30 protein-coding genes, 1 other RNA gene and 1 pseudogene are annotated in these 25,888 nt (G+C 45.5%); 22 read left to right on the top strand and 10 right to left on the bottom strand.

Annotation, left to right across the window (positions count from 1 at the left end; translation table 11 throughout):
• The first annotated feature begins 9 nt into the window (after positions 1 to 9).
• Genes DMO16_RS04985 through DMO16_RS04970 form a run of 4 tightly spaced genes read left to right on the top strand, consistent with a single transcriptional unit; the run spans position 10 to position 4,062 of the window.
• Complete coding sequence (locus DMO16_RS04985) at positions 10 to 1,377, top strand: aspartate aminotransferase family protein (RefSeq protein WP_129475771.1); 1,368 nt, start codon at positions 10 to 12, stop codon at positions 1,375 to 1,377.
• 16 nt (positions 1,378 to 1,393) lie between these two features.
• Entirely contained in the window at positions 1,394 to 2,119 is a 726-nt protein-coding gene (locus DMO16_RS04980; RefSeq protein ID WP_129475769.1) for a CoA transferase subunit A, read from the top strand.
• Positions 2,086 to 2,748 (top strand): 3-oxoacid CoA-transferase subunit B, encoded by a 663-nt coding sequence (locus DMO16_RS04975; RefSeq protein ID WP_129475767.1) that lies wholly within the window; start codon positions 2,086 to 2,088, stop codon positions 2,746 to 2,748. The genes DMO16_RS04980 and DMO16_RS04975 overlap by 34 nt, the downstream gene beginning before the upstream one ends.
• Before the next feature lie 24 nt (positions 2,749 to 2,772).
• On the top strand, positions 2,773 to 4,062 hold the full coding sequence (locus DMO16_RS04970; protein WP_129475765.1) for a peptidase: 1,290 nt from the start codon (positions 2,773 to 2,775) through the stop codon (positions 4,060 to 4,062).
• 10 nt (positions 4,063 to 4,072) lie between these two features.
• Here DMO16_RS04970 and DMO16_RS04965 read toward each other — a convergent pair whose 3' ends face one another.
• Together DMO16_RS04965 and DMO16_RS04960 are read right to left on the bottom strand one after the other, a co-directional pair.
• Complete coding sequence (locus DMO16_RS04965) at positions 4,073 to 4,465, bottom strand: hypothetical protein (RefSeq protein ID WP_129475764.1); 393 nt, start codon at positions 4,463 to 4,465, stop codon at positions 4,073 to 4,075.
• A gap of 97 nt (positions 4,466 to 4,562) precedes the next feature.
• Positions 4,563 to 4,814 carry a DNA alkylation repair protein gene (locus DMO16_RS04960; protein WP_129475762.1) on the bottom strand — a complete coding sequence of 84 codons (252 nt, stop codon included), beginning with the start codon at positions 4,812 to 4,814 and terminating at the stop codon, positions 4,563 to 4,565.
• A 118-nt stretch (positions 4,815 to 4,932) separates the two neighbouring features.
• On the opposite strand from DMO16_RS04960, the gene DMO16_RS24130 reads away from it, so the two are divergent.
• The 3 genes from DMO16_RS24130 to DMO16_RS04950 all read left to right on the top strand — a co-directional run bounded on the left by DMO16_RS24130 (position 4,933) and on the right by DMO16_RS04950 (position 6,254).
• Positions 4,933 to 5,073, top strand: coding sequence for a hypothetical protein (locus DMO16_RS24130; RefSeq protein WP_164988858.1), 141 nt, complete (start codon positions 4,933 to 4,935; stop codon positions 5,071 to 5,073).
• A 34-nt stretch (positions 5,074 to 5,107) separates the two neighbouring features.
• A non-coding RNA gene (gene ssrS, locus DMO16_RS04955) (6S RNA) lies at positions 5,108 to 5,295 on the top strand.
• A gap of 20 nt (positions 5,296 to 5,315) precedes the next feature.
• A complete protein-coding gene (locus tag DMO16_RS04950; RefSeq protein ID WP_277873754.1) occupies positions 5,316 to 6,254 on the top strand; it encodes a 5'-3' exonuclease in 939 nt (312 codons plus the stop codon).
• Positions 6,255 to 6,271: 17 nt separating this feature from the next.
• On the opposite strand, the gene DMO16_RS04945 is transcribed toward DMO16_RS04950, so the two are convergent.
• Positions 6,272 to 6,670, bottom strand: a complete 399-nt coding sequence (locus DMO16_RS04945) for a reverse transcriptase-like protein (protein ID WP_061969858.1) — start codon at positions 6,668 to 6,670, stop codon at positions 6,272 to 6,274.
• Positions 6,671 to 6,752: 82 nt separating this feature from the next.
• Here DMO16_RS04945 and DMO16_RS04940 point away from each other — a divergent pair, with 82 nt between their 5' ends.
• A complete protein-coding gene (locus DMO16_RS04940; RefSeq protein ID WP_206738054.1) occupies positions 6,753 to 7,415 on the top strand; it encodes a reverse transcriptase-like protein in 663 nt (220 codons plus the stop codon).
• 57 nt (positions 7,416 to 7,472) lie between these two features.
• Complete coding sequence (locus DMO16_RS04935) at positions 7,473 to 7,751, top strand: DUF6123 family protein (RefSeq protein WP_240482222.1); 279 nt, start codon at positions 7,473 to 7,475, stop codon at positions 7,749 to 7,751.
• Between the two features lie 42 nt (positions 7,752 to 7,793).
• On the opposite strand, the gene DMO16_RS04930 is transcribed toward DMO16_RS04935, so the two are convergent.
• Entirely contained in the window at positions 7,794 to 8,045 is a 252-nt protein-coding gene (locus tag DMO16_RS04930; protein WP_061969865.1) for a DUF2564 family protein, read from the bottom strand.
• A gap of 80 nt (positions 8,046 to 8,125) precedes the next feature.
• Here DMO16_RS04930 and DMO16_RS04925 point away from each other — a divergent pair, with 80 nt between their 5' ends.
• Positions 8,126 to 8,767 carry an HD domain-containing protein gene (locus DMO16_RS04925; RefSeq protein WP_129475758.1) on the top strand — a complete coding sequence of 214 codons (642 nt, stop codon included), beginning with the start codon at positions 8,126 to 8,128 and terminating at the stop codon, positions 8,765 to 8,767.
• Positions 8,768 to 8,828: 61 nt separating this feature from the next.
• Here the strand turns inward: DMO16_RS04925 and DMO16_RS04920 are convergent, their stop codons facing one another.
• Positions 8,829 to 9,149 carry a 2Fe-2S iron-sulfur cluster-binding protein gene (locus tag DMO16_RS04920; protein WP_061969870.1) on the bottom strand — a complete coding sequence of 107 codons (321 nt, stop codon included), beginning with the start codon at positions 9,147 to 9,149 and terminating at the stop codon, positions 8,829 to 8,831.
• A 179-nt stretch (positions 9,150 to 9,328) separates the two neighbouring features.
• Here DMO16_RS04920 and DMO16_RS04915 point away from each other — a divergent pair, with 179 nt between their 5' ends.
• The 4 genes from DMO16_RS04915 (at position 9,329) to DMO16_RS04900 (ending at position 13,702) form a co-directional block, all read left to right on the top strand.
• Positions 9,329 to 11,017, top strand: a complete 1,689-nt coding sequence (locus DMO16_RS04915) for a formate--tetrahydrofolate ligase (protein WP_129475756.1) — start codon at positions 9,329 to 9,331, stop codon at positions 11,015 to 11,017.
• Positions 11,018 to 11,061: 44 nt separating this feature from the next.
• Positions 11,062 to 11,211, top strand: a complete 150-nt coding sequence (locus tag DMO16_RS04910; protein ID WP_074440479.1) for a YycC family protein — start codon at positions 11,062 to 11,064, stop codon at positions 11,209 to 11,211.
• Between the two features lie 93 nt (positions 11,212 to 11,304).
• Entirely contained in the window at positions 11,305 to 12,165 is an 861-nt protein-coding gene (locus tag DMO16_RS04905) for a CvfB family protein (protein ID WP_061969874.1), read from the top strand.
• Between the two features lie 118 nt (positions 12,166 to 12,283).
• Positions 12,284 to 13,702: an amino acid permease gene (locus DMO16_RS04900; protein ID WP_129475754.1), complete on the top strand. Its 1,419-nt coding sequence runs from the start codon at positions 12,284 to 12,286 to the stop codon at positions 13,700 to 13,702.
• 19 nt (positions 13,703 to 13,721) lie between these two features.
• Here DMO16_RS04900 and DMO16_RS04895 read toward each other — a convergent pair whose 3' ends face one another.
• Both DMO16_RS04895 and DMO16_RS04890 read right to left on the bottom strand, forming a co-directional pair.
• Positions 13,722 to 15,263 carry a solute symporter family protein gene (locus DMO16_RS04895; protein WP_061969878.1) on the bottom strand — a complete coding sequence of 514 codons (1,542 nt, stop codon included), beginning with the start codon at positions 15,261 to 15,263 and terminating at the stop codon, positions 13,722 to 13,724.
• A complete protein-coding gene (locus DMO16_RS04890) occupies positions 15,260 to 15,595 on the bottom strand; it encodes a DUF485 domain-containing protein (protein ID WP_129475752.1) in 336 nt (111 codons plus the stop codon). Before DMO16_RS04890 ends, DMO16_RS04895 begins: the two co-directional genes overlap by 4 nt.
• Positions 15,596 to 15,802: 207 nt before the next feature.
• On the opposite strand from DMO16_RS04890, the gene DMO16_RS04885 reads away from it, so the two are divergent.
• From DMO16_RS04885 to DMO16_RS04855, 7 genes are all read left to right on the top strand, one after another.
• Positions 15,803 to 16,483: an MgtC/SapB family protein gene (locus DMO16_RS04885; protein WP_061969880.1), complete on the top strand. Its 681-nt coding sequence runs from the start codon at positions 15,803 to 15,805 to the stop codon at positions 16,481 to 16,483.
• 21 nt (positions 16,484 to 16,504) lie between these two features.
• Entirely contained in the window at positions 16,505 to 17,071 is a 567-nt protein-coding gene (locus DMO16_RS04880) for a cysteine hydrolase family protein (RefSeq protein ID WP_061969882.1), read from the top strand.
• Between the two features lie 29 nt (positions 17,072 to 17,100).
• On the top strand, positions 17,101 to 17,772 hold the full coding sequence (locus tag DMO16_RS04875; RefSeq protein WP_129475750.1) for an oxidoreductase: 672 nt from the start codon (positions 17,101 to 17,103) through the stop codon (positions 17,770 to 17,772).
• A gap of 61 nt (positions 17,773 to 17,833) precedes the next feature.
• Entirely contained in the window at positions 17,834 to 18,268 is a 435-nt protein-coding gene (locus DMO16_RS04870; protein ID WP_129480308.1) for a BrxA/BrxB family bacilliredoxin, read from the top strand.
• A 204-nt stretch (positions 18,269 to 18,472) separates the two neighbouring features.
• Positions 18,473 to 19,771 (top strand): ammonium transporter, encoded by a 1,299-nt coding sequence (locus DMO16_RS04865; RefSeq protein ID WP_129475748.1) that lies wholly within the window; start codon positions 18,473 to 18,475, stop codon positions 19,769 to 19,771.
• A 4-nt stretch (positions 19,772 to 19,775) separates the two neighbouring features.
• A complete protein-coding gene (locus DMO16_RS04860) occupies positions 19,776 to 20,885 on the top strand; it encodes a DUF294 nucleotidyltransferase-like domain-containing protein (protein ID WP_164988857.1) in 1,110 nt (369 codons plus the stop codon).
• Positions 20,863 to 21,600 (top strand): exonuclease domain-containing protein, encoded by a 738-nt coding sequence (locus DMO16_RS04855; protein WP_129475744.1) that lies wholly within the window; start codon positions 20,863 to 20,865, stop codon positions 21,598 to 21,600. The genes DMO16_RS04860 and DMO16_RS04855 overlap by 23 nt, the downstream gene beginning before the upstream one ends.
• A gap of 97 nt (positions 21,601 to 21,697) precedes the next feature.
• Here DMO16_RS04855 and yjcZ read toward each other — a convergent pair.
• From yjcZ to DMO16_RS04840, 3 genes and pseudogenes are all read right to left on the bottom strand, one after another.
• Positions 21,698 to 21,868, bottom strand: a pseudogene (yjcZ, locus tag DMO16_RS24790) (sporulation protein YjcZ); the annotation flags it as partial.
• Between the two features lie 286 nt (positions 21,869 to 22,154).
• Positions 22,155 to 22,733, bottom strand: coding sequence for a glycerol-3-phosphate 1-O-acyltransferase PlsY (gene plsY, locus DMO16_RS04845; protein ID WP_129475742.1), 579 nt, complete (start codon positions 22,731 to 22,733; stop codon positions 22,155 to 22,157).
• A gap of 100 nt (positions 22,734 to 22,833) precedes the next feature.
• Positions 22,834 to 25,005: an MMPL family transporter gene (locus DMO16_RS04840; protein ID WP_129475740.1), complete on the bottom strand. Its 2,172-nt coding sequence runs from the start codon at positions 25,003 to 25,005 to the stop codon at positions 22,834 to 22,836.
• Positions 25,006 to 25,103: 98 nt separating this feature from the next.
• Between DMO16_RS04840 and DMO16_RS04835 the strand changes: the two genes are divergently transcribed.
• Positions 25,104 to 25,880: a class I SAM-dependent methyltransferase gene (locus DMO16_RS04835; protein WP_129475738.1), complete on the top strand. Its 777-nt coding sequence runs from the start codon at positions 25,104 to 25,106 to the stop codon at positions 25,878 to 25,880.
• Positions 25,881 to 25,888 lie beyond the last annotated feature (8 nt).

The following is a 25,888-nucleotide window of genomic DNA, read 5'->3' as shown; positions in this document are numbered from 1 at the left end:
GTGCCCCCCGTGGAGAAATCAGGCGTCATCAAACCGGTTTTGGATGCAAATTATCCGATGATCAGCCATGGTAAGGGTATATATTTGTACGATACGGAAGGAAAACGGTATATCGATGGTTCTTCTGGAGCGGTAACAGCGAACATTGGTCATGGTGTGGAGGAAATTGCCGGGGTTATGGAGAAACAAGCAAAACAGATCGCTTTTGTGTATCGCTCCCATTTCACAAGTGCTCCGGCTGAACGTCTGGCAAATAAACTTGCAGCTTTGGCTCCCGGAGATTTGAACTGGACATTTTTTGTAAACTCCGGGTCTGAAGCAACCGAAACTGCATTAAAGGTAGCAATTCAATATTTTCAAGAGCAGGGGATCCGTACAAAGACCAAAATCATTTCCCGATGGACCAGCTACCATGGAATAACACTGGGTGCGCTTTCAATGTCAGGGCATGCTCTGAGAAGAGAACGGTTTACTGCCCTGCTTGAAGATTTTCCTGCAGTACCAGCTCCTTATTGTTATCATTGCTCGCTGAACAAGACCTATCCGGGATGCGGGCTGGCATGCGGTCATGAGCTGGAGCGGGCCATCGGAGACATCGGGTCCGAAAACATTGCGGCTTTTATTTTTGAACCGATTGTAGGTGCAGCAGGAGGAGCGGTAACCCCGCCTCCGGGCTATTACGAAAAAATCAAAGAGATTTGTGACCGGCACAATATCCTGACGATTGCCGATGAGGTGATGACCGGCATGGGAAGAACGGGCAAAATGTTTGCTGTAGAGCATTGGGGGATAGAACCTGATATCATGACACTTGGCAAGGGAATGAGTGCGGGATATACACCAATGGCCGCTACAATGGTATCCGACCGGATCATTGATGTGATCCGAAAAGGCTCTAAAATCGTCATGAGCGGGCATACCTTCAGTGCGAATCCGCTGTCAGCAGCGGTCTGCGGGGAAGTGATCGATTACATGGAGAAGCACGAACTCGTACGGAACGCAGAGGATCAGGGAAAAAAACTGATCGCAGGCCTTAAAGACCTTCAGAAAAAATATCCAATCATCGGTGAAGTCAGAGGTAAAGGGCTGCTATGCGGCCTGGAGATGGTTAGCGATGCGGCCACCCGGGTTCCTTTTTCAGTCACGCACCGCGTGGGGGAAATGTTTATTTCTCTCTGTTTTAAAAACGGGCTAGTCATCTATCCTGCATTTGGCGGAGTTACTGGATTTGAGGGTGATTCGGTATTGATTTCCCCTCCTTTAACTATTACCTCATTCCAAATCTATGAAATGCTAAGAATACTGGATGAAAGTATGGAGGAACTCATGAATGGCCTCATTTCAGCTGGCATACTCGCCCATAAAGCCACAAGTTAAGGAGGGATGATAAAGAATGGTGTACCAATCAACAGAAGGTTCATCAAAAACCAAGCAGATATCTATAGAAGAAGCAGCAACCCATTTCTTTAACGGCATGACCCTGATGGTCGGCGGATTTGGCGGGGTTGGCGCTCCGCCAGGCTTGATTAATGTGCTGATTGATAAACAGATTAAGGACATTTACATGATCAGCAATGATACAGGATTCCCCTGGATCGGACCGGGAAAGCTGATTACCGAAAAGCGGGTTTCCCGTCTGATCGCCTCCCATATCGGTTCCAACCCGGAAGCAGGTAAACAGATGCAAAACGGTGAACTCGAAGTCGAATTCATTCCTCAAGGAACGCTCGCTGAAAAAATCAGAGCCGGTGGAATGGGTCTTGGTGGGATTCTTGTGGATGTGGGATTTGGAACCATCGTGGAAAAGGGAAAGCAAACAGTGGAAGTGCAAGAAAAAACGTTCATGGTTGAACCGGCTCTTACAGCGGATGTTTCCATCATATATGCAAAACAGGCGGATACGTATGGCAATCTCATATACGATAAGAGCGCAAGAAATACGAATCCGCTGGTGGCTATGGCCGGGAATGTGACAATAGCCGAGGTGGAAGAAATCGTTCCTCCTGGACAGCTGGATCCGGAATGTGTGGTAACGCCGGGGGTCTTTGTGGATTATATCGTTCAAAGCAAAGGGGTGGACTGGAAATGGGTCTGGGAATTGAAACAAGACACCAAATAGCGAGGAGAGCCGCCCTTGAAATTGGACGGGGGATGATTGTCAATTTGGGGATCGGTATTCCGACTCTTGTCGCGGACTATATTCCAGGAAACTATGGAGTGATGCTGCACACAGAGAATGGCATTCTCGGCATGGGAGGGTCTCCCCCACCGGGAAAAGAAGACGGCAACCTTTCCAATGCAGGTGGTTATCCGGTAACGCTGATTTCGGGGGCTTCTTATTTCGACAGTGCCATGGCATTTGGAATTATCCGCCGGGGGCTGCTCGATATAACGGTGCTGGGAGCCCTGGAAGTAAGTGAACAGGGGGATATTGCCAACTGGATCGTTCCTGGAAAAAGAGTGCCAGGTATGGGAGGTGCCATTGATCTTGCCCAAAAATCAAAAAAAGTCATTGTGCTGATGAACCATTCCGATAAAGAGGGAAATCCCAAAATCGTAAAGAATTGCAAATTGCCGCTTACTGTAAAAAGAGGAGCTAATATGATCATTACCGAAAAAGCGGTGATTGATATCGTGGATGAAAAGCTTGTTCTGAGAGAAGTCATGCATCCGCATTCGGTCGAAGAAGTGGTTGAATCAACAGGCGCTCCGCTTGAAATCCGTAATGAGGTTGTGACCTTTCAATAAAGCCTAATACGCAGGAGGGGTTATATGTTAGAGGAAATTCAGAAGTGGATGATGAAGAAAAAACCGGAGGCGATCTCGTTCCTTCAGCAAATGGTGCGTAAGAACAGCGAACAGGGAAATGAAAAAGAGGTACAGCTGCTGATTGCTGAAAAGCTAAAAGATATAGGCTGTGAAGTAGATCTTTGGCATCCGGACGAAGAGGAGTTTTTTCAGCATCCCTATTTTTGTGCGACTCGAACAGATTTTTCGAACAGCCCGAACGTAGCCGCAGTGATTAAAGGAACAGGAGGAGGCAGGTCAGTTGTTCTCAATGGCCATGTGGATGTCGTTCCTCCGGGCGATATCAGCCAGTGGGACAACGATCCGTACAGCGGTACCATTAAGGATGGTAAGCTGTACGGCAGAGGAGCTACAGATATGAAAGGTGGCAATCTCTGTCTGTTGCTTGCAATGGAATGCATCAAGGATCTGAAGCTGGATTTAAAAGGTGATGTCATCTTTCATAGTGTAATGGAAGAGGAAAGTGGGGGAGCAGGAACACTCGCCGCCATATTAAGGGGATACACAGCTGAGGCCGCCATCATCCCAGAACCGACCAACATGAAAATTTTTCCCAGCCAGCAAGGTTCCATGTGGTTCAGAATTCATATTTTTGGCCGCTCTGCACACGGCGGAACCCGGTATGAAGGAGTCAGCGCCCTTGAAAAAGCCATGGTTGTCATACAGGAAATCCAGCGGCTTGAGAAAACGAGAAACGAAAGAATCACCGATCCCCTGTATGAGAAGATTCCGATTCCGGTTCCAATCAACCTTGGAAAAATATCAGGCGGTGATTGGCCATCTTCAGTTCCTGATTGTATTATGATTGAAGGGAGAATTGGAGTTGCTCCAGATGAAACGCTAGAGCAAGTAAGAAAAGAGCTTGAAGACAGAATGACAAGTATTCAGGACGACTGGTTAACCAAACATCCACCCCGGGTGGAATGGTTCGGAGCGCAATGGCTTCCGGGCTCCATTGACACGGAACATGAGTTAATGCAGCTACTCAAGAAGCGCTTTAAGGATATCTCCGGAGCCGAGCCGGTTATTGAAGCCTCACCATGGGGAACAGACGGCGGCCTTCTGACAGCAGTGGGACACACGCCGAGCATAGTATTTGGGCCTGGCGTCACTTCTGTCGCTCATTATCCGAATGAATACATTGAAATGGATAAAATTTTTGAGGCGGCAGCCATGATCACCTTAACGATTTTGGACTGGTGCGAAGTAGCCCATCAGCCACAACAAAAAGAGCTTCTTAAAAAGGAGAAGTAACGGCGATTAATTATAATGAAGAGGAAGATTCAGGAAAAGCAGGATCGGTGATTGGTGGGAGAGAACGCCAATGGATGGCTAAAGAAGAGATGTGTTCTTTGGTGATTAATGATGAAGTATGGCGGGGGCAGGGGGCTTTGAGCATGTCATACACAAAGTTCAATCCAAGGGGCAGCAGGAAAGCAGGAGTATAAATGGGGAAAAATTGGCTGAGCTTGTACACAGCTTCATACGTGATGGCAAGCTCGTACAACAGATACGGCGCTCCTGATTGGGTAACAATAAAGGTTCTGTAGACGAAGGATTCACTTTCATAATATTGAGAAACAATCTGATACTCTTTTTTCTCGATTTGGCAGTTTGGAATTTTAAAAAGATGGGAATCAGGATGTATAACAGACAAACATTTATCCTCCTTTAGTCTCATTTCATTATAATTTCGCGATAAAAAGAGGCTTTTCCTTTTATGAAATGAAAAAAGATGAACAAAATGTTCATCTTTAAAGGGGATTATTTTGAGCCCGTTTAATAAAGGTCTCTTCTTCACCAACTACGCCGCAGGCAGCACATTGAATGAGTTTGCGGGCTCCGTTGTAAGGAATATGAAAAGGATCAAGCTCTTCATTGCTGTTGTACTGGTTGACAACGGAGCCAGTTGCAGGATCCAGTTTTACCGATTGCGGGACCTGATCAATAATGTTAAACCGTGTACGGTTGGTTTTGCAGTTTGGGCATAAATAAGCATTTGCCATGAGTAAACCAGCCTCCTTTTATTACATAGGATTGCCATTATGAGGAAAATTATAAGGAGGATTCTTTTTTTGACTTCCGGGAACCATAGGTATATTCTATATACAGGAGCTGACCACATTGGGAAAACAGAAAAAAGGAAATGCCAATGCCCAGCGTAATAATAACGCAAAGAAAATGGAACAGCGCAGTGACACAGAATTTGCTGCTATCGAAGAGCAGCAAAGCGACAATCACCGCCACGGCAAGAAAACCAAGTAAGATCATTTACAAATTCCAACTTTTGAGTTATAATTACATTCTGCGATGTTAGTGGCTCTTATTTTGTCTTAAACCGATATGAGTAATACGGGAATCTTAAATGACGGGTTGAATACACCGTGCCTCTCCATTACGCAGAGGAAGGTGGAAAGACCGCTGCGGATACCCACCTGTGAGAACGGGTTTTTAAGACAGGATGAGCTACGGCAAAGCGGATATACATAACAAGCTTATTTTACTTATTGGGTAAAATAAGTTTTTTTATTATTGGCGGGATGGTGGAAAGAATGTCGGAAGAAACACAAGAGAAATTGCTGTTAATCGATGGGTTTAACCTGCTGAGCAGATGTTATTTTGCGACAGCATACGGTAAGGAATGGGATCAGCTTACGCGCAATTCACAGGGCTTATTCATCAATGGCCTTCGGGCAAAGATCCAAAAGCTTCTTCAGCTTGTAAGAATTCATGAACCTACACATTTGGCCATCGCGTGGGATGTAAAGCGAAATGAAACATTGCGCAAAGAAAAGTTCCAGGACTACAAGGGAACTAGAAACGAGCTTCCGGAACCATTGATCCAGCAGTACGAAACAGCGGTTACGCTCTTTAATACGTTAGGTCTTCCGCAGTTTACCATTCCGAGATATGAAGCAGATGATATTATCGGTACGTTTACCCAGAAATGGCGGGATGAAAAACAGGGAGAATGCATCGTCTACAGCAATGACCGTGATTTGCTGCAGCTTTTGTGTGAACAAACCTCCCAGCTTATTGCTGCCAAAAAGGGTGAAATCAAATATACAGTGCATGATTTCCGCGATGACTATGGAATTGAGCCTTCCCAATGGGTCGATGTGAAAGCATTGCTTGGTGATAAGAGTGACAATATCCCCGGAGTAGCAGGGGTCGGCGAGAAAGCAGCGCTTCCTTTGGTTCAGCAATACGGAAGCGTGGAAGGCATCTATGAATCCGTGGATGAACTGGATGTGAAATACAAAAGATATTTCAAGAAGCTTCAACTTGGTCGTGAGATGGCGTTCCTAAGCCGCGACCTTTGCGAAATCTACAGGGATGTTCCTGATATTGTGGATTTGAATTTTGATGATATCCGAATCAAAGTCAATCGTTCGTTATTGAAGGACGAATTATCCAGACTTGAAATCAATGTGAGAGTGGGCTGAACATGGCCTGCTCTTTTTTATGTGGTTTTATTCATCTGGACGGCCTTACGGGCGAGATCGTCAGCGACCTTATTCTGTTTGCTTGGGATCCATTTGATAAAAAACAATTGCAATGCCTCCATCTTTGCCAGCGCTTCCTGAAGGAGGCCGTCATATCGTTTGTCTTTGGCAAAACGTTTTTCAACTGCCCGGTCAACCGCCTGGGAATCTGTTCGGAATGACACGGAATCATATTTCTTTTCCAAACAAATATCAAGAGCGAGAAGCAAGGCTTTGAACTCCGCTTCATGATTGGAGAGGCTGCCGAGTGGGATACTGTGTTGTTCGACTTTACCATTTCCCAGTTTAATAAAGATCCCAGCTCCCGATGGCCCCGGGTCTCCCGCACTGGCTCCGTCAATATAAACTTCAATCACCTATCATCCCTCCTGTTAGTTCTATTATAGCCAAATGGGATACAATAAAGTAAGTGATTAATTTTGATTGGAGGTCATGGTTTTGAAACTGACGCTTGAATGGGAGTACAAACCTGCAAAGTCGAAAGAAACGGTCCGATTTGTATCAGATCCTGTTACAGTTGAGCGTGCTGTACGGCTTGCGGCTGATATTGAGAAAACAGGCCGGCTTGGCGATATGAGTTTTATGGATGAATCCGGAATTTATTGGTCCAGGAAAGAACTTCAAAAAATGGTGGCGGTCATCTTGACAGAGCCAACAGATATTGTTGCCTACTTTGACGGGGGCTTCCAAAAGGATATCCAGGAATCCGGCCAGGGGGTAGCGATCTATTATACACAAAGCCACAAGCATTACCGCGTAAGGACGAATGCCGCGTTCGACGAGATTTCATCCAACAGCGAATCGGAATATGCTGCTCTCTGGCTTCTCGTCAATGAATTGGACGCCTTGGGTGTACACCATACGTCTGTAACGATAAAAGGCGATTCGATGGGAGTTATCCATCAAATGAGCGGGGAATGGCCTTGCTATGAAGAAAACCTTCAGCGGTGGATGGATCGGATTGAAGAAAAAATGAAAAAACTCGGGCTTCAGCCTGTCTATAAACTCTTGAACCGAAATGACAATAAAGAAGCAGATACCCTGGCCACTCAGGCGTTGAATGGCAATATCATTCATGGAAAAAAAGAAATAATTGATTAAAGCCATTTTGGATTGATACAATTTAGAGGAATCTTTTTTAGAATGGGATGGGATATTTTGTCGCAGTTTTCAATCCAGGACTATTTCCAGCACCTTGCATCCAAAGGGATTAAATTGAAAGAAAGCGATACAGCATTTATTGAATTCGGAAAACACTTCACCGGGATGAGTGATTATATGGTCAGTATATCGATCGAAATCACATTGAAGGTCCAACGGGAGTTTGATGGAAGTTATTATATTGCTCTTCTGGAAGGTTTTAAAGAAAATAACATTACGACAAAGAAAAAAGCGTATGCGTATGTAAACAATCTTGAACTGGAACTTACCGTTTAATATTCATAATAAAAAGCCGGAAATTCTCCGGCTTTTCTTTCTTTAAGGCTTTAATGCCTCATTAATTTGCTGTTCACATTGCTGAAGAGTCTCTTTGGCATGCTCCAAAAACATCCCATCCATGCCAGTGGGGGTTTTGAGTGCTTCCTCATACTGCTGTTTGGCGGTATCAAGCGCTTCTTTGGCTGCATGCAGCTGTCCCGGGTCCATGCTCATTGTTGCATGTCCGATGATTCGCTGTGCACTCTGGATTGACATATCCACTTGTTTTAACTCATTGTACGGTTCTGACATCCCATTCACCTACCTGTTTTTGAATTAGTATGTCTACAGCAGCCATTTTTTATAAGGAAAGAAGAAAGTAGGGAGTAAATTTGAACAAAATACTGGAAGCGGCAGAAAACTATGCAAAAGCGGTGCATGGTTACGAAGGGAGCGGGCATGACTGGTGGCATATTTACAGAGTGAACAAACTGGCCTGTTCGATCGCAAGGGAAGAAGGGGCAAATCTTTTCATTTGCAGCCTGGCTGCTCTCATGCATGACATTGCCGATGAGAAATTGAATGGTTCAGAAGAAGAGGGCCTTCAAAAAGTCGAACGGTGGTTGAAAGAGAACGATGTCCCTGCGCATGTAAGCACAGAGGTTCTCAATATCATTTCAACCATGTCCTATAAAGGCGGCAACACAGGTTTGATGTCGTCGCTTGAAGGCAAGGTGGTTCAGGATGCTGACAGGCTCGATGCCATCGGAGCCATTGGTATTGCACGGACATTTGTTTACTCGGGGCATATCGGACAGTTGATTTATGACCCGGATGTTATGGTCAGAAGCAGTATGACAAAAGACGAGTACCGGAACGGGACGTCTACTGCCGTGAACCATTTTTACGAAAAACTTCTAAAACTCAAAAGCAGGATGAATACTGAATATGGAAAAAAGCTGGCAGCTCGCCGCCATGAAGAAATGGAGCACTTTTTGGGCGTCTTTTTTGAGGAGTGGGAAGGAAGACGATAAAAAGAAGGGGAGATCCGCATGGATTAAGCGGGTTCCCCCAGGCAGTGGCAGTGGCAGTGGTTTATTCTGCTGGACGTGGTCCTGCGTCAAGTCCATCTTTGGAGGAAGTCATGGCGGGTGCAATTTCAGCATCCCCATTAACTCTTACCTGGCAGGAAAGGCGGATATTTTCACCGAGGCCTTTCGTTTCGATGATGTTTCGTTCTGCTTCGCCCATCTCACCGAAGCTGCCCTGCAGCACTTCCACCCGGCAGGTTGTGCACCTTGCATTGCCCCCGCAACGGTGAAGAATATCCACTCCTTGGTCTTCAAGTCCAAGAACGAGTTTCTTGCCGTTTTCAATTTCATATTCGCCGAAACCTTTAACAGTGATCTTTGCCATAAAAAATGAACCTCCTTTAATTATGTAAATTGTAATCCCTTCCATTATAGTATACATGGGTCTGCAGCAAAAATAAAAATGCGGATACACTATAAAGGCAGGAAAACCAACATTATCTTTTATGTCTGTTTTTTTGTAGAATAAGAATAGCACGTATTTTTACAGGGGGTACACCACAGATGACAAAGGAAGTTACACACAAGTCCGACATCGAGATTGCACAAGAAGCAAGCATGAAACGCATTGATGAGATTGCTGCCCAGCTAAACCTGACCGAAGAGGATTGGGAACCATACGGGCGCTATAAAGCCAAGTTATCCCTGGATTTATTTGATAAACTAAAAACCGCACCGGAAGGCAAGGTGGTTTTGGTGACTTCCATCAATCCGACACCCGCCGGAGAAGGAAAATCGACCGTCACCGTCGGTCTTGGCCAGGCATTGAACCGGATTGGTGAAAAAGCGATCATTGCACTTCGTGAACCCTCGCTTGGACCGAGCATGGGACTAAAAGGAGGAGCGGCTGGGGGAGGCTATTCACAAGTCATACCAATGGAGGAAATCAATCTTCATTTTACCGGGGATATTCACGCGATTACAACAGCAAACAATGCGTTGGCTGCATTCATCGATAATCATATACACCGTGGAAACGAGCTGAATATCGATTCCCGCCGCATTGTCTGGAAACGGGTAATTGACATGAATGATCGCGCCTTGCGTAACATCGTGATTGGCCTGGGCGGACCGATACAGGGTGTACCGCGTGAGGATGGTTTTGACATAACTGTTGCCTCAGAAGTGATGGCCATTTTCTGTCTCGCCCGGGATTTGAAAGATTTAAAGAAAAAGCTTTCCCGAATGGTGGTTGCTTATACATATGATAACCAGCCAATTACCGTTAGTGATCTGAAGGTGGAAGGTGCTCTTACCCTGTTGTTAAAGGATGCGCTCCGCCCCAATCTGGTACAAACCCTGGAAAATACACCTGCCATTATACATGGAGGGCCATTTGCGAATATTGCCCACGGCTGCAACAGCATCATTGCGACCAAATTGGCCAGCAAGCTAGGTGACTTTGTGGTCACCGAAGCAGGATTTGGAGCGGATTTGGGTGCAGAGAAGTTTTTAAATATTAAATCACGATACGGAGAACTCAAGCCAAGTGCAGTTGTTATTGTGGCCACAGCCCGTGCACTGAAAATGCATGGCGGTGTGGATAAGGCTAAACTATCGGGTGAGAATGTAGCCGCCCTTGCAAAAGGGATTGCCAACCTTGAAAAGCACATTGAAACCATTCAGGCGTTTGGTCTGCCGTTTGTCGTGGCATTGAACCGGTTTGTATCGGATCATGATGAGGAAGTTCAGCATATCCTGAATTGGTGCAGAGAGCGAAACATTCCTGTGGAGATTGCAGACGTCTGGTTAAAAGGCGGAGAAGGCGGCGAGGATTTGGCACGAACAGTGCTGAACATCATCGAATCCCAAACGAATGCCTTTGAACCTTTGTATACGCTTGATCAGCCCCTGGAAGAAAAAATAATTACCATCGCCGAAAAGGTATATGGTGCGGCAGGTGTCCAATTCTCGCAAAAAGCGTTGGCACAGCTCAGAGAATTTGAACAGCAAGGCTGGTCTACCCTTCCTGTGTGCATGGCTAAAACACAGTATTCCCTGTCGGATGATCCTAAGAAGCTCGGGCGGCCGACGGAATTTGTGATTACCATTCGCGAATTAAAAGCATCCATAGGCGCCGGCTTTATTGTTGCGCTCACCGGGGATGTCATGACAATGCCAGGCCTTCCGAAGTCACCGGCTGCCCTGAACATGGATGTTACGGAAGATGGAAAAGCGGTAGGATTGTTTTAAAGAACAATCAGGTCTGCTATACTTAGCGGAGGGAGGCTGATCGAATGAAACCTTTACAAATATCTGCCGAGACAGCTGTTATGCTGTCCGAAAAACTTAATGTTCCGTTAGAGCAAATCATGCATATGCCGCAGCACATCCTGATCAAAAAACTGATGGAATTGGAAGCCGAAGAAAACAAGAAAGATGAATAATGGGAAAAAGGAAGCCTGCTTTCTAAAAAAGTAGGTTTCTATTTTTGATATAAAGGTGAATACTATGAAAAAGAGCAAAAGGATTGAGCGGTTATGGAAAATAAGTTAAGGGCCGGAGAAGTCACGGCCTTAAAAGTGGCGAGATTGAGTGAGTTTGGCTATTTTTTAAGCAATGGTGCAGAGGATGTAATGCTTCACAAACGCGAAGCATCACGGGAGTTGAAAGAAGGAGAAACCGTTGATGTCTTTTTATATCAAGATCATGAGGGCCGCCTTTCGGCAACGATGTCACAGCCAAAAGTAAGGCTGGACACACTGGCCTGGCTAACGGTCGTCGGCTCTCAAAAACGACTCGGAGTATTTCTCGATATGGGCATACATAAAGATGTATTATTGTCCAATGATGACCTTCCGGGGCCGTTGGATCAATGGCCGGTTATTGGAGATCAGTTGTACTGCGGACTCCGTCTTGATAAAAAAGGCAGACTGTTTGCCGACCTTGCCACTGAACAGGAGATTGTGGATCAAGCGGAATCGGCAGAAGAAAACCAATTTAATCTGATTGTGACAGGCCATGTTTACAAACTCAATGAAGCAGGAGCTTTGGTGTTTACGGAAAATCATCTGATTGGTTTTATTCACAACGATGAAATGACGCGCCGGCTCCGGCTTGGCGAACAGGTGGAGTGCCGTGTAACGTTTGTGAGAGAAGACGGAAGAGTCAATCTTTCCATGAAGCCAAGAAAAGAACAGGCGTATAATGAAGATGCAGAAATGATCTATCAGTACTTGAAGAATCATAAAGGCCAGATGCCGTATACCGATAAATCGGACCCGGATGACATCAAAAATGAATTTGACATCAGTAAGGCAGCATTTAAACGGGCACTTGGTAAATTAATTAAAGAAAACAAAGTGAAGCAGGAAAACGGAATGACGTTTTTAAAAATTTAACGATGGGGAAAGCATGCGGATTTTTTCTGTATGCTTTTTTGTGTACGGTGAAAAACGGTTAGTGATAGCCAAAGAGGGAGATAGTAGGGAGGAATGATAACCTTGGAGGGAATTTGAAATGAACGAACATAAGCTTGGATTGCCGGTGCTCACCGCATTGGTTATAGGAAACATGGTTGGATCGGGGATATTTATGCTGCCCCGTTCGCTGGCCGAAGTAGCGAGTCCTGGAGGTGTTCTGGGCGCATGGTTGGTTACAGGATTGGGTGTATTGTTGACGGCCCTGGTGTTCGGCAACCTTGCCATGAGAAAACCCTCTTTGAATGGCGGACCGCAAAACTATGCGAAGGCCTTATTTAAGGAGGGCTCTGAAACCTCGCTGGTCGCAGGCTATCTCGTGGGCTGGGGATATTGGGTGGCAAACTTTGCGGGCAACGTGGCAATCATTACGACGTTTGCCAGCTACCTGTCCACCTTCTTTCCGGTGATGACCAGTAAACACCCTCTTTTTACGGCAGGAAGCACAGATGTCACACTTGGGGGCGGGATCACTTTTTTGGTGTGCTCGGCATTATTGTGGGGTCTTCATTTTATGATCCTGAAAGGAATCGAAGGGGCAGGGAAGGCCAATCTGGTAGCAACCGTGGCAAAGGTTGCGGGATTCTTGTTTTTTATCTTGATCTGTTTGTTTGCTTTTCAATCCAGCTACCTGACTCCCTTTGTTGAACCGAAGCCGAGCAGCTCGGGAGAAACAATCGGGTTTATGGGTCAGTTGAATGCAGCGGCCATTTCCACCCTTTGGGCATTTGTTGGCGTGGAATCTGCGGTGGTTTTCTCCAACCGGGCCAAAAGGCAAAATGATGTAAAGAAGGCGACCATCATCGGGCTCCTGATTGCTCTTTTGATTTATATAGGGATTACGGTTCTTGTCATGGGAACTCTTCCTCAAAAGGAACTTATTCATTCACAAAAGCCCCTTGTGGATGCGCTGGAAAGTGTCATCGGTCCGTCGGGAAGCAGTATTATGGCTATTCTAGGCCTGATCTCATTGTTTGGAGCGACCATAGGATGGATTTTGCTCGCAGCCGAGGTTCCCTATCAAGCCGCCAACAAATCGATGTTTATTCCGGCGTTCGCAAAAGAAAACCGATACGGCGCCCCTTCTCTTTCATTGATTGTCACTAATATTATGACACAGCTTTTTATTTTTTCCGTAGTTTCCCAATCAATGGCTGATGCATTTGATTTCGTCATTTTTGTTGCAACACTGGCTTTCCTCGTTCCTTATTTGATGGCTTCCCTGTATCAGGTAAAACTCGTTTTCAGCGGGGAAACGTATGAAGGAGCTTCAAGATCGAGATTTGGCGACGGACTGATTGCGGTTCTTGCTGCCCTGTATTCGTTATGGGTTATAAAAGCAGGTACGGAGGATATTAAAACCTTCCTTTTTGGCATGTCACTTTTGATATCGGGAATCGTATTTTATCCGCTCGTACGCAAGCATACCCTGAACAAGGAAAAAGGACAGCATGAGTGAAATACTGTCCTTTTTTCGGTTAGGCGTTATCCCGCAGCCCGACACCTGTATTTACTTTTACGAGAATTTCATCAAATTTGCTTTGATCCACGGTCTTTCTTGACAACAGGGTTCCTACGATGGCTCCAATGAAGCCTAACGGAATGGAAACAATACCTGGATTGGCAAGCGGGAACAATGGGTCTCCGACGAGAATGGCGACACCCGCTTCCGGAGACCAGACGCTCGGACTGATGGCGACAAGGATCAGGGAACTGAAAAGGCCTACAAGCATGCCGGTTACAGCACCTGTGGTGTTAAAGCGCTTCCAAAAGACAGTGAGAAGCAAAATCGGCAGGTTAGCACTTGCCGCAACAGCAAAAGCAAGAGACACCAGGAAGGCTACATTCAGTTTTTGGGCAAAGAGTGCAAGCAGGATGGATAGAACAGCCACACCGATGGAAGCCCATCTTGCTGCATTCATTTGCTCTTTTTCGGTTGCCTTTCCCTTGCGCAGGATCTGGCTGTAAAAATCATGTGCAAAGGCAGATGCGGCGGAAAGTACAAGGCCGGCAACCACGGCAAGAATGGTCGCAAACGCAACCGCTGATACAAAGGCGAACAAGAAATCTCCGCCGAGTGCTCGGGCAAGCAATGGGGCTGCCATATTGCCTGCCGCATTGGCTTTTACGATACTATCCGTTCCCACAAACGCGGCCGCTCCAAATCCCAGAAAAACCGTCATGATGTAAAAGATGCCGATCAACCATGTGGCATAGACGACGGACTTTCTCGCCGTCGGAGCGTCTTTTACTGTAAAAAAACGGATTAGAATGTGCGGCAGGCCGGCTGTACCAAGGACAAGAGCCATGTTGAGAGAAATCGTATCCAGCGGGTCTTTGTATTTATTGCCGGGATTCAGGAAACTCTCTCCGAGCGGGGTAGCAGATTTCATATGCTCAAACATCCCTGTTACACTGAATCCGAATTTGGCAAAAACCATGACGGAGATAATAAAGGTTCCGATCATGAGCAAAACAGCTTTTACGATCTGTACCCAGCTCGTGGCCATCATGCCGCCAAACACCACATAAACCGTCATAAGCACACCGACGATTAATACCGAGGTTGTGTATTTCAAACCGAGCAATAAAGTAATGAGGGCTCCTGCTCCTACGAGCTGGGCGATCATATAAAAGATGGAAATGGTGATGGTATTCAAGGCGGACACACCCCGGACCTTCCTATCATCAAACCGGGAGGCGATCATATCGGCCATCGTGTACTTACCAAGGTTTCTGAGCGGTTCGGCCACGAGATAGAGGACGACGAGATAAGCAACGAGAAACCCGATGGAATAAAAGAATCCGTCAAATCCTGACAGCGCAATAGAACCGGCAATGCCTAAAAACGACGCGGCTGACATGTAATCACCTGCGATGGCAAGACCATTTTGCCATCCTGTCAGGCCGCCGCTTGCAGTGTAAAAATCGTTTGCATTATTGGTCCGTTTGGCAGCAAAGTATGTTATGACAAGAGTAATTGCAACAATTCCGAGGAACAGCATGAAAGCTGTATTCATTTCGTTTTCTCCTTTTCGGATTGAGTGATGACATGATCGGCGATTTCGTCAAATTTTATCGCTTTTCGGGAATAAAGAATGCAAAGCATCCACGTCATGACAAACTGGGAAAATGCAAAAATCCAAGCCCAGCTAATGCCACCGACTGCATTCGTATTTAAGATGGTTGAGTAGGACGTCATGATGGGAAGAGTAAAGTAAAAGACCAGGAAGAAAATCGACATAGGCAGAAGGAATTTCTTTTTTTGGCGAATCAAATTCTGAAAAGACGGGGAAGAAGCAATGGCTGAATAATCGGTTTGTCCTTTTTTAATCTCTTTTTCGGCTAACATTTCATCCCCTCCGGAAAATGTAAGTGAGAATCCACGCATGCAACACTCCTTTATCTAATTTTTCAGAAAAATTTGAACCATCCTTATTATATAGGATGCTTTTCTGTTTATCTACATTTTCTGATATATAGTTGAGCTTTTCGGAAGGTTATAGTATTTTTAGGATATTTACCATACATATAAAATATAAGAGGGAGGGGAATGGCAATGAGCCTCATTTTAATCAAGCTTGGAATATCAGCATTCCTCGGTTTGGTCATTGGCCTTGAGCGGGAACTGAAACGAAAACCGGTTGGCCTGAAAACATGCCTGGTCATTTCGATCAGCAGTTGTCTGTTGACAATTGTTTCCATTGAATCAGCAAGCACATATTCTGATCTGACAGGAAGAACAATGATGGATCCGATGCGTTTGGCGGCACAAATCGTCAGCGGTATCGGTTTCCTGGGTGCAGGAGTCATATTAAGGCGGAGCAATGACGTCATTTCAGGGCTGACAACCGCTGCGATGATTTGGGGTGCTTCCGGATTGGGAATTGCATCGGGAGCAGGTTTTTACTTGGAGGCTTCCGCAGGGGCACTCATGATTCTGATCAGTGTAGAATTGATCCCCATGATCATGAAATGGGTAGGTCCGAAAACGCTGAGGGAAAAAGAAGCTAAAGTACGACTCATTGTTCCTGATGGCAGGAATATGACGGAAATGGTTAAAGAAATCAAGAAGAGACAGATGAAAATTTACAATGTGCGTGTGAAGGATCTGGAAAATGGAATGAGTAAAATGGAACTGACCATTGGAACGTACGATAAAAGATATACAACCGACATTTATTATGATATTAAAGAAATAACAGGAGTACAAAACGTAGAGATTGAAACGCTTGGATAAAATCATAAGGGAGCTAAGACGATGAAAGCCTTGATTGTTGTGGATTATACGTTTGATTTTGTTGCGGATGAAGGAAAATTGACATGCGGTGTTCCGGGCCAGTCCATCGAGAACCGTTTAACAGCCCTTACAAAGCAATTCGTCGAGAATAATGATTTTGTTGTATTTGCGGTTGATTTGCATGAAGAAGAGGATACGTACCATCCCGAAATGTCACTGTTTCCGCCTCACAATATTAAAGGGACAAAGGGAAGAGAGCAATACGGAAAGCTTGGAGAGTATGTCTCTTCTTTGCTGGCCGAGCAAAATAAGCTGGTGTACTGGATGGATAAAACCAGGTACAGTGCTTTTGCCGGAACCAATCTTGATCTCAAATTGCGGGAACGCAACATTACAGAAATTCACCTGGTTGGTGTTTGCTCTGATATTTGTGTTTTGCACACCGCGATTGATGCCTATAATAGAGGCTTTACCATTGTCGTTCATGAGGATGCTGTACAAAGCTTTAATGCCGCCGGCCATGATTGGGCGCTTCAGCATTTCACCAATGTCATTGGAGCCAGAGTCGTAAACGAGAGCTCGTTTTAGTTAAAAAGGATCCTGGAAGGAATGGTAACATGGGAAAAACGGCAGTGATTGCCGGAGCTACAGGACTTGTCGGGTGGGAATTACTCCATTTGTTGGCAGAAAGCAATAGGTATGAGCGTACTATTGTGTTTGCTCGAAGGAAAACAGGCATCAGCCATAAGAAAGTGACAGAAGTAATCACAGATTTTACCGGCCTTGAAGAGCACAAACATTACTTTAGTGCCGCAGATGTATTTTGCTGCCTTGGTACAACGATAAAAAAGGCAAAGACGAAGGAGAATTTCAGACAGGTTGATCATCATTATCCCGTTGTGATGTCGCATATTGCGGCCGATCAGGGAGCACATTCCTTTCAGGTAATTTCCGCACTGGGTGCAGATATGGAGTCACGTTTTTTCTATAGCAGGGTTAAGGGAGAGATGGAGCGTGACGTGGCAAAAGAAGGTGTGCCATTGATCGGAATATTCCGCCCGTCTCTGTTAACCGGCGAGCGTGAGGAGTTCCGGGCAGGAGAACGAGCTGCTGACTGGATTGCCGGTCGGCTTTCCTTTTTGTTCAAAGGTGGTCTTAAAAAATACCGCCCTGTAAAAGCGAGTTCGGTCGCCGCTGCCATGTTTGAGTTTGCCCAAAAAGAAAAAACAGGGGTTCATCTCATTTCATCGGAAGAGATGAATGAGTTCTCCTATTCTCTTAATAAGTGAAATCAGTTTCTTCGATTTGGATTATGGGCTATAATGACAATACAGATTGATTTGGAGGGATATTATGAACGCTTACGAAGAGTACATGAAGCAAATGGCCCAGCCGATGAGAGCCGAGCTTACAAATGCAGGGTTCAAAGAATTAACAACACCAGAAGAAGTGGACGGTTTTATGGAAAATGCAGAGGGAACTTCTCTTGTTTTCATCAATTCCGTGTGCGGTTGTGCTGCAGGATTGGCCAGGCCATCGGCAATTTATTCACTTAACCATGAAGCAAAACCCGATCATTTGGTTACGGTTTTTGCCGGACAAGATAAAGAAGCAACCGCAAAAATGAGAGAATATTTTGAAGGGTATCCTCCTTCTTCTCCGTCCATGGCCCTATTAAAAGGCAAAGAAGTGGTTCACTTTATTCACCGCCACGATATTGAAAACCACAGTGCGGAAGAGATTGTCGGAAACCTTGTGAACGCTTATAACAACTATAATAAATAAACCATACCAATACCGGAATCTTCAGAGGAAGCTTTTGCGATCCTCTGAAGATTCTTTTTATGCAGAGAATAGGAGATAAGTAGGACAAATAATCAACTTATTTTGAAAAATATTCAGAAAACAATTGCACTTTCTTTTTACATGTCATATAGTATACCTATCAGATGTTAGAAAACATGACATGAAGAAGGGTGGAGATGTAACATGAAGGAAAGTACGATCATGATGTACATGGATTCTCTTTGGGTGATGGTTGCAGCAATCCTGGTAATTGGGATGCAGGCTGGATTTGCGCTCCTTGAAGCGGGATCGACACGAATGAAGAATTCGGGGCATGTTGCCGGAAAGCAAGTTTTGAGTTTTGCCCTTGCCACGATTGCTTTTTGGGCTGTCGGATTTGGAATCACTTTCGGGGAGGGCAACAGCTTATTTGGGACTTCTGGTTGGATGCTAGGGGGCGACAGCAAGACATTCGAGGCTTTATCCTGGGCCAATGTGCCACTGTCACTTAAATTTTTGTTTCAATTGGCGTTCGTCGGTGTATCACTGGCCATTGCGTGGGGAGGATTTGCCGAGCGTGCGAAATTATCCGTTTATTTTATTTTCGGCATCGTCTTCACTGTTTTAATTTATCCGGTCATCGGTCACTGGGTTTGGGGCGGTGGATGGCTGGGAGAAATGGGGATGCAGGATTTTGCCGGCTCAACGGTTGTCCATCTTCAGGGAGCAATTGCCGCTCTAGTGGCTACGCTTCTTCTTGGGCCGCGGATTGGGAAGTTCAATAAGGATCGGACACCGAACCTTATTCCAGGTCATAACCAGGTCTATACGGTGCTTGGCGGAATTATTCTTTGGATTGGCTGGTTCGGATTTAATGCAGGAAGCACGATGGGTACTGCGGATGGATTTTTTGGCTATGTTGCCTTGACTACTAATCTGGCAGCGGCGGCCGGAGCAATCGGTGCAATCCTGACTTCTAAGTTTCTGACAGGGAAAGCGGATATTCCTGCAATGGTCAATGGCGTTCTTGCCGCTTTGGTGGCTATTACTGCAGCATGTGCCTTTGTGGAAGCCTGGGCAGCTATTGTGATCGGATTCTTTGCAGGGGCGTTTACTTTCTGGACGTCGGTCTATTTTGAAAGAAAAGGGATTGATGATCCGATTTATGCTTTTTCTGTTCATGGGATTGCCGGTATTATTGGTACGATTTCGACCGGTTTTTTTGCCTCTCCTCGTCTCGTGGAACAGACTGGCGTAGGGAAAGCAGGACTTTTTTATGGCGGAGGCTTTGATCAATTGTTTGTTCAAACGATCGGTGTTGTTGGTGCAGCAGTTTATGTAGGAATTATTTCGTTCATTTTATTGTTTGTCATGAAGAAACTTGTCGGCCTTCGGGTAACCCCGGAGCAGGAGATTTCCGGACTGGATATCAGTGAACATGGTTCATACGGTTACCCTGAGCACCTTGATCCTTCACTTACCAGCGCAAAGAAAGCCAATTAGGTCCATGTTGAATCTTTTTGATGAATCCAAAGGCAAACAGGATGCCCTTGAGATTCTTAGCGTAAAGGAAAGGGTGCAAAAAGCGGCTACACTGGAAGAATTGCGAAGAATCCACGAGAAGTTTATCTCGTGGATTCAGGCGTTGCAGGATTCCCAGCATTCGACTGGGGAAGTATATGCTCAACTGAATGAAGCGCACGATGTGATGGCGAGGAAGGCGGTTTCCTTTGCATACGACCATGTTATTCAGGAGATCGGGGAGCCTGAAGGGAATCTTTGTTTTTTCAGCATGGGGTCAAATGCAAGACAAGAACAGACAATCTGGACGGACCAGGATAATGGGCTGATCCATGATTTCGGATTGGATCAGGAGAAGGCTGAACGATTTGCGAGGGAATTCTCTGAAGCGTCCGTTCATTATCTTTCTGAGGCTGGCTATCCTTTATGCCCTGGGAATGTGATGGCATCCAATCCCCGTTGGAGACACAGTGAAAGCGAATGGAAAACACAGCTGGCCGCCTACTGGAACGAGGCGAGTGAGTATGATTTAAAATATTTGATGATGCTGTTGGACACCAGGCCAATTTTCGGTAATCCCGGGCTTTTGTATCAACTGCGAGCCTGGTACATTCATGAACTTCGGCAACATCCGAAAGTACTCATGAAGATGTCCTCGCTTGCAGGGTCTCATGATATACCGATTAACTTTGCAGGAATGATATTCACAGAACGATGGGGGAAATTCGCTGGCCGTTTTGATGTAAAGCAAGGTGTTTTTGCTCCCTTTACAAATGCTGTTAAAGTTTTGGCTGTGATCAGCAACGTTGAAGAATCTTCAACACGGGAAAGATTGATTGTTTTAGAGGGACGGGGAGAGCTATCCAGGGTTCAACTGGAAGATTGTCTTCTGGCCTATGATTTTCTTCTGCACCTGCGGCTCTGTCATTCTGTGAAAGCCAGGGACAATGATGACAAGCTGGATTATCATATCCAGTTAAACCGTTTGGGAACCAAACGGGTTCACCAGTTGAAGGATACGATGCGACTTGTAAAATGGCTGCAAAAAAAGATAAAAAAGAGAGGAATACAGTTTGAACAATCAACCGGGTTTTGACGGAAATCTGAAGCAGTTCATGAACCGCTTGTTCAATCTGGGCCTGAAAAGAGGAGAAGTACCGCCAGGGAGCCCCGGGTCCTTTCAGCATGAAGCCTGGATCAGGAGGATGCTGAAGGAAAAAGCGTCCAGGCGCGCTGATCTCCAAACCCGCTTGGAAGATGTCCTGTTTATTGTGCTGGATACAGAGACAACTGGTTTCCGGCCGGAGCATGGAGACCAGATCTTTTCGGTGGCAGCTGCGCGTATCCAAAACCGATCGGTTATTGGTGAGTTTCGTAGTTTAATTAATCCGGGAATAGAGATTCCGAAAGAAATTAGTCTGCTTACCGGCATTACCACAAAAGATGTAAAAGAGGCACCGGCATTGGATGAAAAAGCAGAAGAAATTCTGGGCTTTTTATCTGGAGGTATTGTTATTGGATATCATATTTCTCATGATTATGCGTTCTTGAACCATTACTTGTGGAGAAGATATCGTTCTTCCTTAAAACAGCCGGCCCTGGAGCTGGCTCTCCTGACAGAACGTCTCACCGGGGAGGGCCCTTTTCCGAGCCTGGACAGTGCTGCCGATTATTTTAATATTCCCTGTCAGAACCGGCACCAGGCGGATGCTGATGTAAAGATTATGAGCAGTTTGCTGATGAACCTGTTGCGGTTATGTATTGAAAAGGGAATAGAGACACTGGAAGACTTGTATATTCATATCAAATAGTAAAGCAGGAGCGATTTTTCGCCCCTGCTTTTTATTAATGACTTTTTGTGCTGCTGCATGAACTGCTGCTGGAGCTGCTGCTTTCGCAACGTTCCTCGCCGTCAAATCCGGACCAGCAGGAGCAGCCAATAATGATTAACAAAATAAAGAGCACGATGAGCAGTGTAAATCCGAAGTGTCCGCCATAACCACCATAGCCTCCGTATCCGCCGCCATACCCGCCGCCATACCCATAATCATAACACGGTGTTCCTCCGTATCCGTAACCGCCATACCCGTGGTCATAGACGGGTGCTGCAAGGGCAGTTGGTACGTTGAGCGGCTTGTTTAATGGGATGTTCACGGGTTTGTTTACCGGCATATTGACAGGGGCGTTCACAGGTTTATTTGCCGGGGCCATAGGTACATTTATTTTTTTGTTTTCCATTATTGTCCCTCCGTTAATCAATAATATAGGTATATATCACCCTACAGCCTATGTACGTTTGCCCTGGTCGGTAACGGACAAATGCGGATTTTTTTAAAATAAAAAAAAACGTTCCTTCCCGGAACGTTTAAAGCCATGTAATCTTTGGCTCTGTTTTGGATATGATTCTCACAATGTTGGTACGGTGACGATAAAGAAGAAACAGCAGAAATGCCGTCATTACCACCGTAAGAAGCACGTCCTGTACGATAAGTCCGTAGACAACAGCTGCCGAGCACGCGATGAGGGAAGAAAGAGACACATACTTGCTCAGGTAAAGGACAACAAAAAATACAGCCACAAGGACGACGAACATAAGGGGAGCATAAAACAATAAAATCCCCGCTGATGTGGCAACCGCCTTACCGCCCCTAAACTTTGCGAAAATAGGATAGCAATGGCCGAGCACTGCCGGAATTCCGGCAATAAGGATATGAAGATCCGTATGAAACAAAATGGGAAGAGATGCGGCAAGGGTTCCTTTAAGGATGTCCGAAATGGTTACAATAAAGCCTGCTTTTTTTCCAAGGATCCGGAAGGTGTTCGTTCCTCCGAGATTTCCGCTTCCGTGCTGTCTGATGTCAATGCCGTAGCCCCACTTGCCTACAATGAGCGCAAAAGGAACCGATCCAATAACGTAAGATAATAACAGAATGAAAAATACCATACGATTCACCTTTCGCCTGTCTTTTTCTCTTATTATATAATCATTCCGATGGTTTAGATAGGGGATTTTTAAACAAGCAAATAGTAAAAAAACACGGCCGTTATTGGGCGTGGTTTTTTACAGTGTGTTCCCTGAATGGCAGCCACCAGTTCCATTTGCCCATTAGTTTCATCAAAGAAGGGACAAGAATCATTCGGACAAGGGTGGCGTCGATGAAAATAGCCAGTGCAATTGCTATGCCGATTTGTTTTACCGGCATGACGTCCGTTGTTACAAATGACCCCGTAATCACGATCATAATGGCGGCAGCAGAGGTAATGATTTTGGAGGTTGACGTTAAACCGTCCAGTGTTGCCTTGTCGTTGTCGCCCGTGTTTTCATAGACTTCCTGTATCCGGGAAATGAGAAATACTTCATAGTCCATGCTGAGTCCAAAAACGATACCGAACGTAAAGACGGGAATCATTAATCCGATACTGACAGGATCCATGAGATTTCCACTTTGAAAGATCCATACCAACAGGCCGAATGTTGCCGAAAGACTAAGAATGTTCATGACAATGGCTTTTAACGGAATAAATAATGATTGAAAAGCAAGAAGAAGGATAACAAAGGTCGATAGCAATACGATGACAAGCCCTTCAGGTGTTTTATTAAGAATTTCATCGAAGATTTCCTGGTTGAACTTGGTTGAACCGCCTAATGTGAGTTTTAAGCCATTTTTTTCACCTTCCCAATTTTTGACCCATTGCTTTGCCTTGTCAGATGTGACGCCCACTGAAAGATATGCCTGGATGACGGTTAGATTATCCTTTGAATAATGGTCGAGCACCGACTGCAGGCGGCGTTTTCCTTCCTTTGTTTTGATGAACGATTGGAGCTGATCAGGCGGTATGCCACCGGTATGGGAAAACAGGGAGTCCACCCGGTCGACGACACTCTCTTTTTTCAACCGTTCGACCAGCTGCTCCGCTCTTTTAAGGTTATCACTGCTCGTTATATCTCCATTGCTCTTTGCCACGATGGTCACGGGATATAAATCTTTTTTACCGAATGTGTCCTCGAATTTCTCGAACATGATCCTTGATTGGTAATCAGGAGGAAGGGACTCGGCCTCAGGAATGGATAATTCTAAATGGCGTACGGGCAATAGGAAAAGGACAAGAATGGCGATGGACGCAGTCAGCATGATTCCCGGGCGTTTCATCACGAACGTTGCGAAAGCTTTCCAGCCGGATCGTTCACGGTTACGTTTTAAAATCATCAGTGAGTTAATGCGCGGTCCGAGGATACTTAAGACGGCAGGGAGAAACGTGAGCGCGTTGATAACCGAGATGATAACAACGACCATGCCTCCGAGGGCGACGGAACGAAAGATATCGATTCGGATGAGCAGCATGCCTGAAAGCCCCAGAAACACACACAAGCCTGAGAATGCGATGGACCTTCCTGCTGTTTGTACTGCCGTGATGACTGCTTTTTGGACCGGGTGTTTCTCTAATTCCTCTCTGAAACGGTTGACCAGCAGTAGCGCGAAATCAATGCCGAGTGCAAGGCCGATCATCGGAACGACATTTAATATGAAGATCGTTAAATTCAGTTCCTGACTTACCAGGTAAAGCAAACCCATCGCACAGGCCACACTGATCAAACCAATAAGAATCGGAAGGCCTGCTGCGACCAGACCTCCAAATGCCAGCAGTAGAATGATCAGAGCTGCGGGAAGTCCAATCGCCTCGGCGCGTGCCAAGTCTTTCTGGCTCGCTGTGTTTATGTCTTCGGCGATAACCGGACCGCCTGTGATTCCAATTTTGACATCCTTTGTGCTGGTCGTTTTGGAGCGGATCTGTTCGATTGATTTTTTAAGTTCTCCGAAATTTAAGTCAAAATTCACAGTTGCATAAGAGGTGTTTCCTTTAATCATCTTTGCTGAAGAGTAGGGTGAGGTTACACTGACCGCATGATCCACATCTCTCAATTTTTTCAGCGTACGCTCTACTGTGTTTTTGTACTGTGTATCTTGGGGTGAGAGGGTATCGGATTCAAAAAGCACCAAGACCGATGATTTAGGCTGGCCAAAATCCTGCTGCATCATGTTTTCTACTTTTTTAAATGAACCTTCCATTTCAAAACCGCTTCCGCTGAGGGAGTCTGGCAGTTTCAGTGCCAGTACACTAAACGTTGCGGCAAGCAAGATCCAAACTGCAATGATCAGCTTCCGGTATGTATAAACGAATTTTCCGATTCCCTGAAATAAACTCCAATTCTTCATGAATTTCCTCCTTAAAGGCTGCTGTATAGGGTGAAGGATTGCTCTTTCGGCAAATGTGTGATAAAAGATTAAATAAAAAAGGTTCTGGTGAAATAGCAATGATTGTGACAACGGCAGGCAAGTTTGATCAAAAACTGATCGAAAAAGCGGAAAAAATCAACGAGACGGTCGGAGGAACGTTTGTGTTGAGAAAAAATAAATCCATCTCTTCCTTACATACCCAATTTAAGGATCATCTATTAATGGTTGGAAAAGAAAAACTGACCTTGCATCCTTTTGGTGGATCAGAACCGCTATTTTTTCATCCGAATTCCTCGATGTTCCGGGTGAAGCAAATCGTAAGGGGAGAGCATGATCCATTGCTCACAGCGGCACGGCTTAAAAAAGGCATGACTGTCCTTGATTGTACGGCCGGACTGGCTTCTGATGCGATTGTATGCAGCCTGGCTGTCGGACCAGAGGGGAAAGTGACCGGATTGGAGAAAAACCAGTACATCGCGTTTTTGGTGAAAAGCGGATTGATAACGTGGGAAAGCGGGTTGAAGGAAATGGATGAATCCATGCGCCGGATCACCATCCTGCACGAAGATCATTTGGCCTATCTGAAGCGACAGTCCGACCAATCCTTCGATGTTGTTTATTTTGATCCGATGTTCGAGGAAACCATACAATCCCCCGGTTTGAGCGGACTGAAGAATATGGCGGAATATTCGCCGCTTACCGGGGATATTATTTCGGAAGCAAAACGGGTCGCCAAAGAACGGGTCGTATTGAAGGACCATTATAAAAGCAGCCGATTTGAACAATTTGGATTTACCGTAATAAAGCGGCCTTCGTCCAAGTTCCATTATGCCATCATTGAATTAGGGGATTGAGGAGAATG

It is taken from the genome of Fictibacillus sp. S7 (assembly GCF_004127935.1).
In the GTDB taxonomy this organism is placed as follows: domain Bacteria; phylum Bacillota; class Bacilli; order Bacillales; family Fictibacillaceae; genus Fictibacillus_C; species Fictibacillus_C enclensis.
This window is presented reverse-complemented; position numbering and strand designations above follow the sequence as displayed.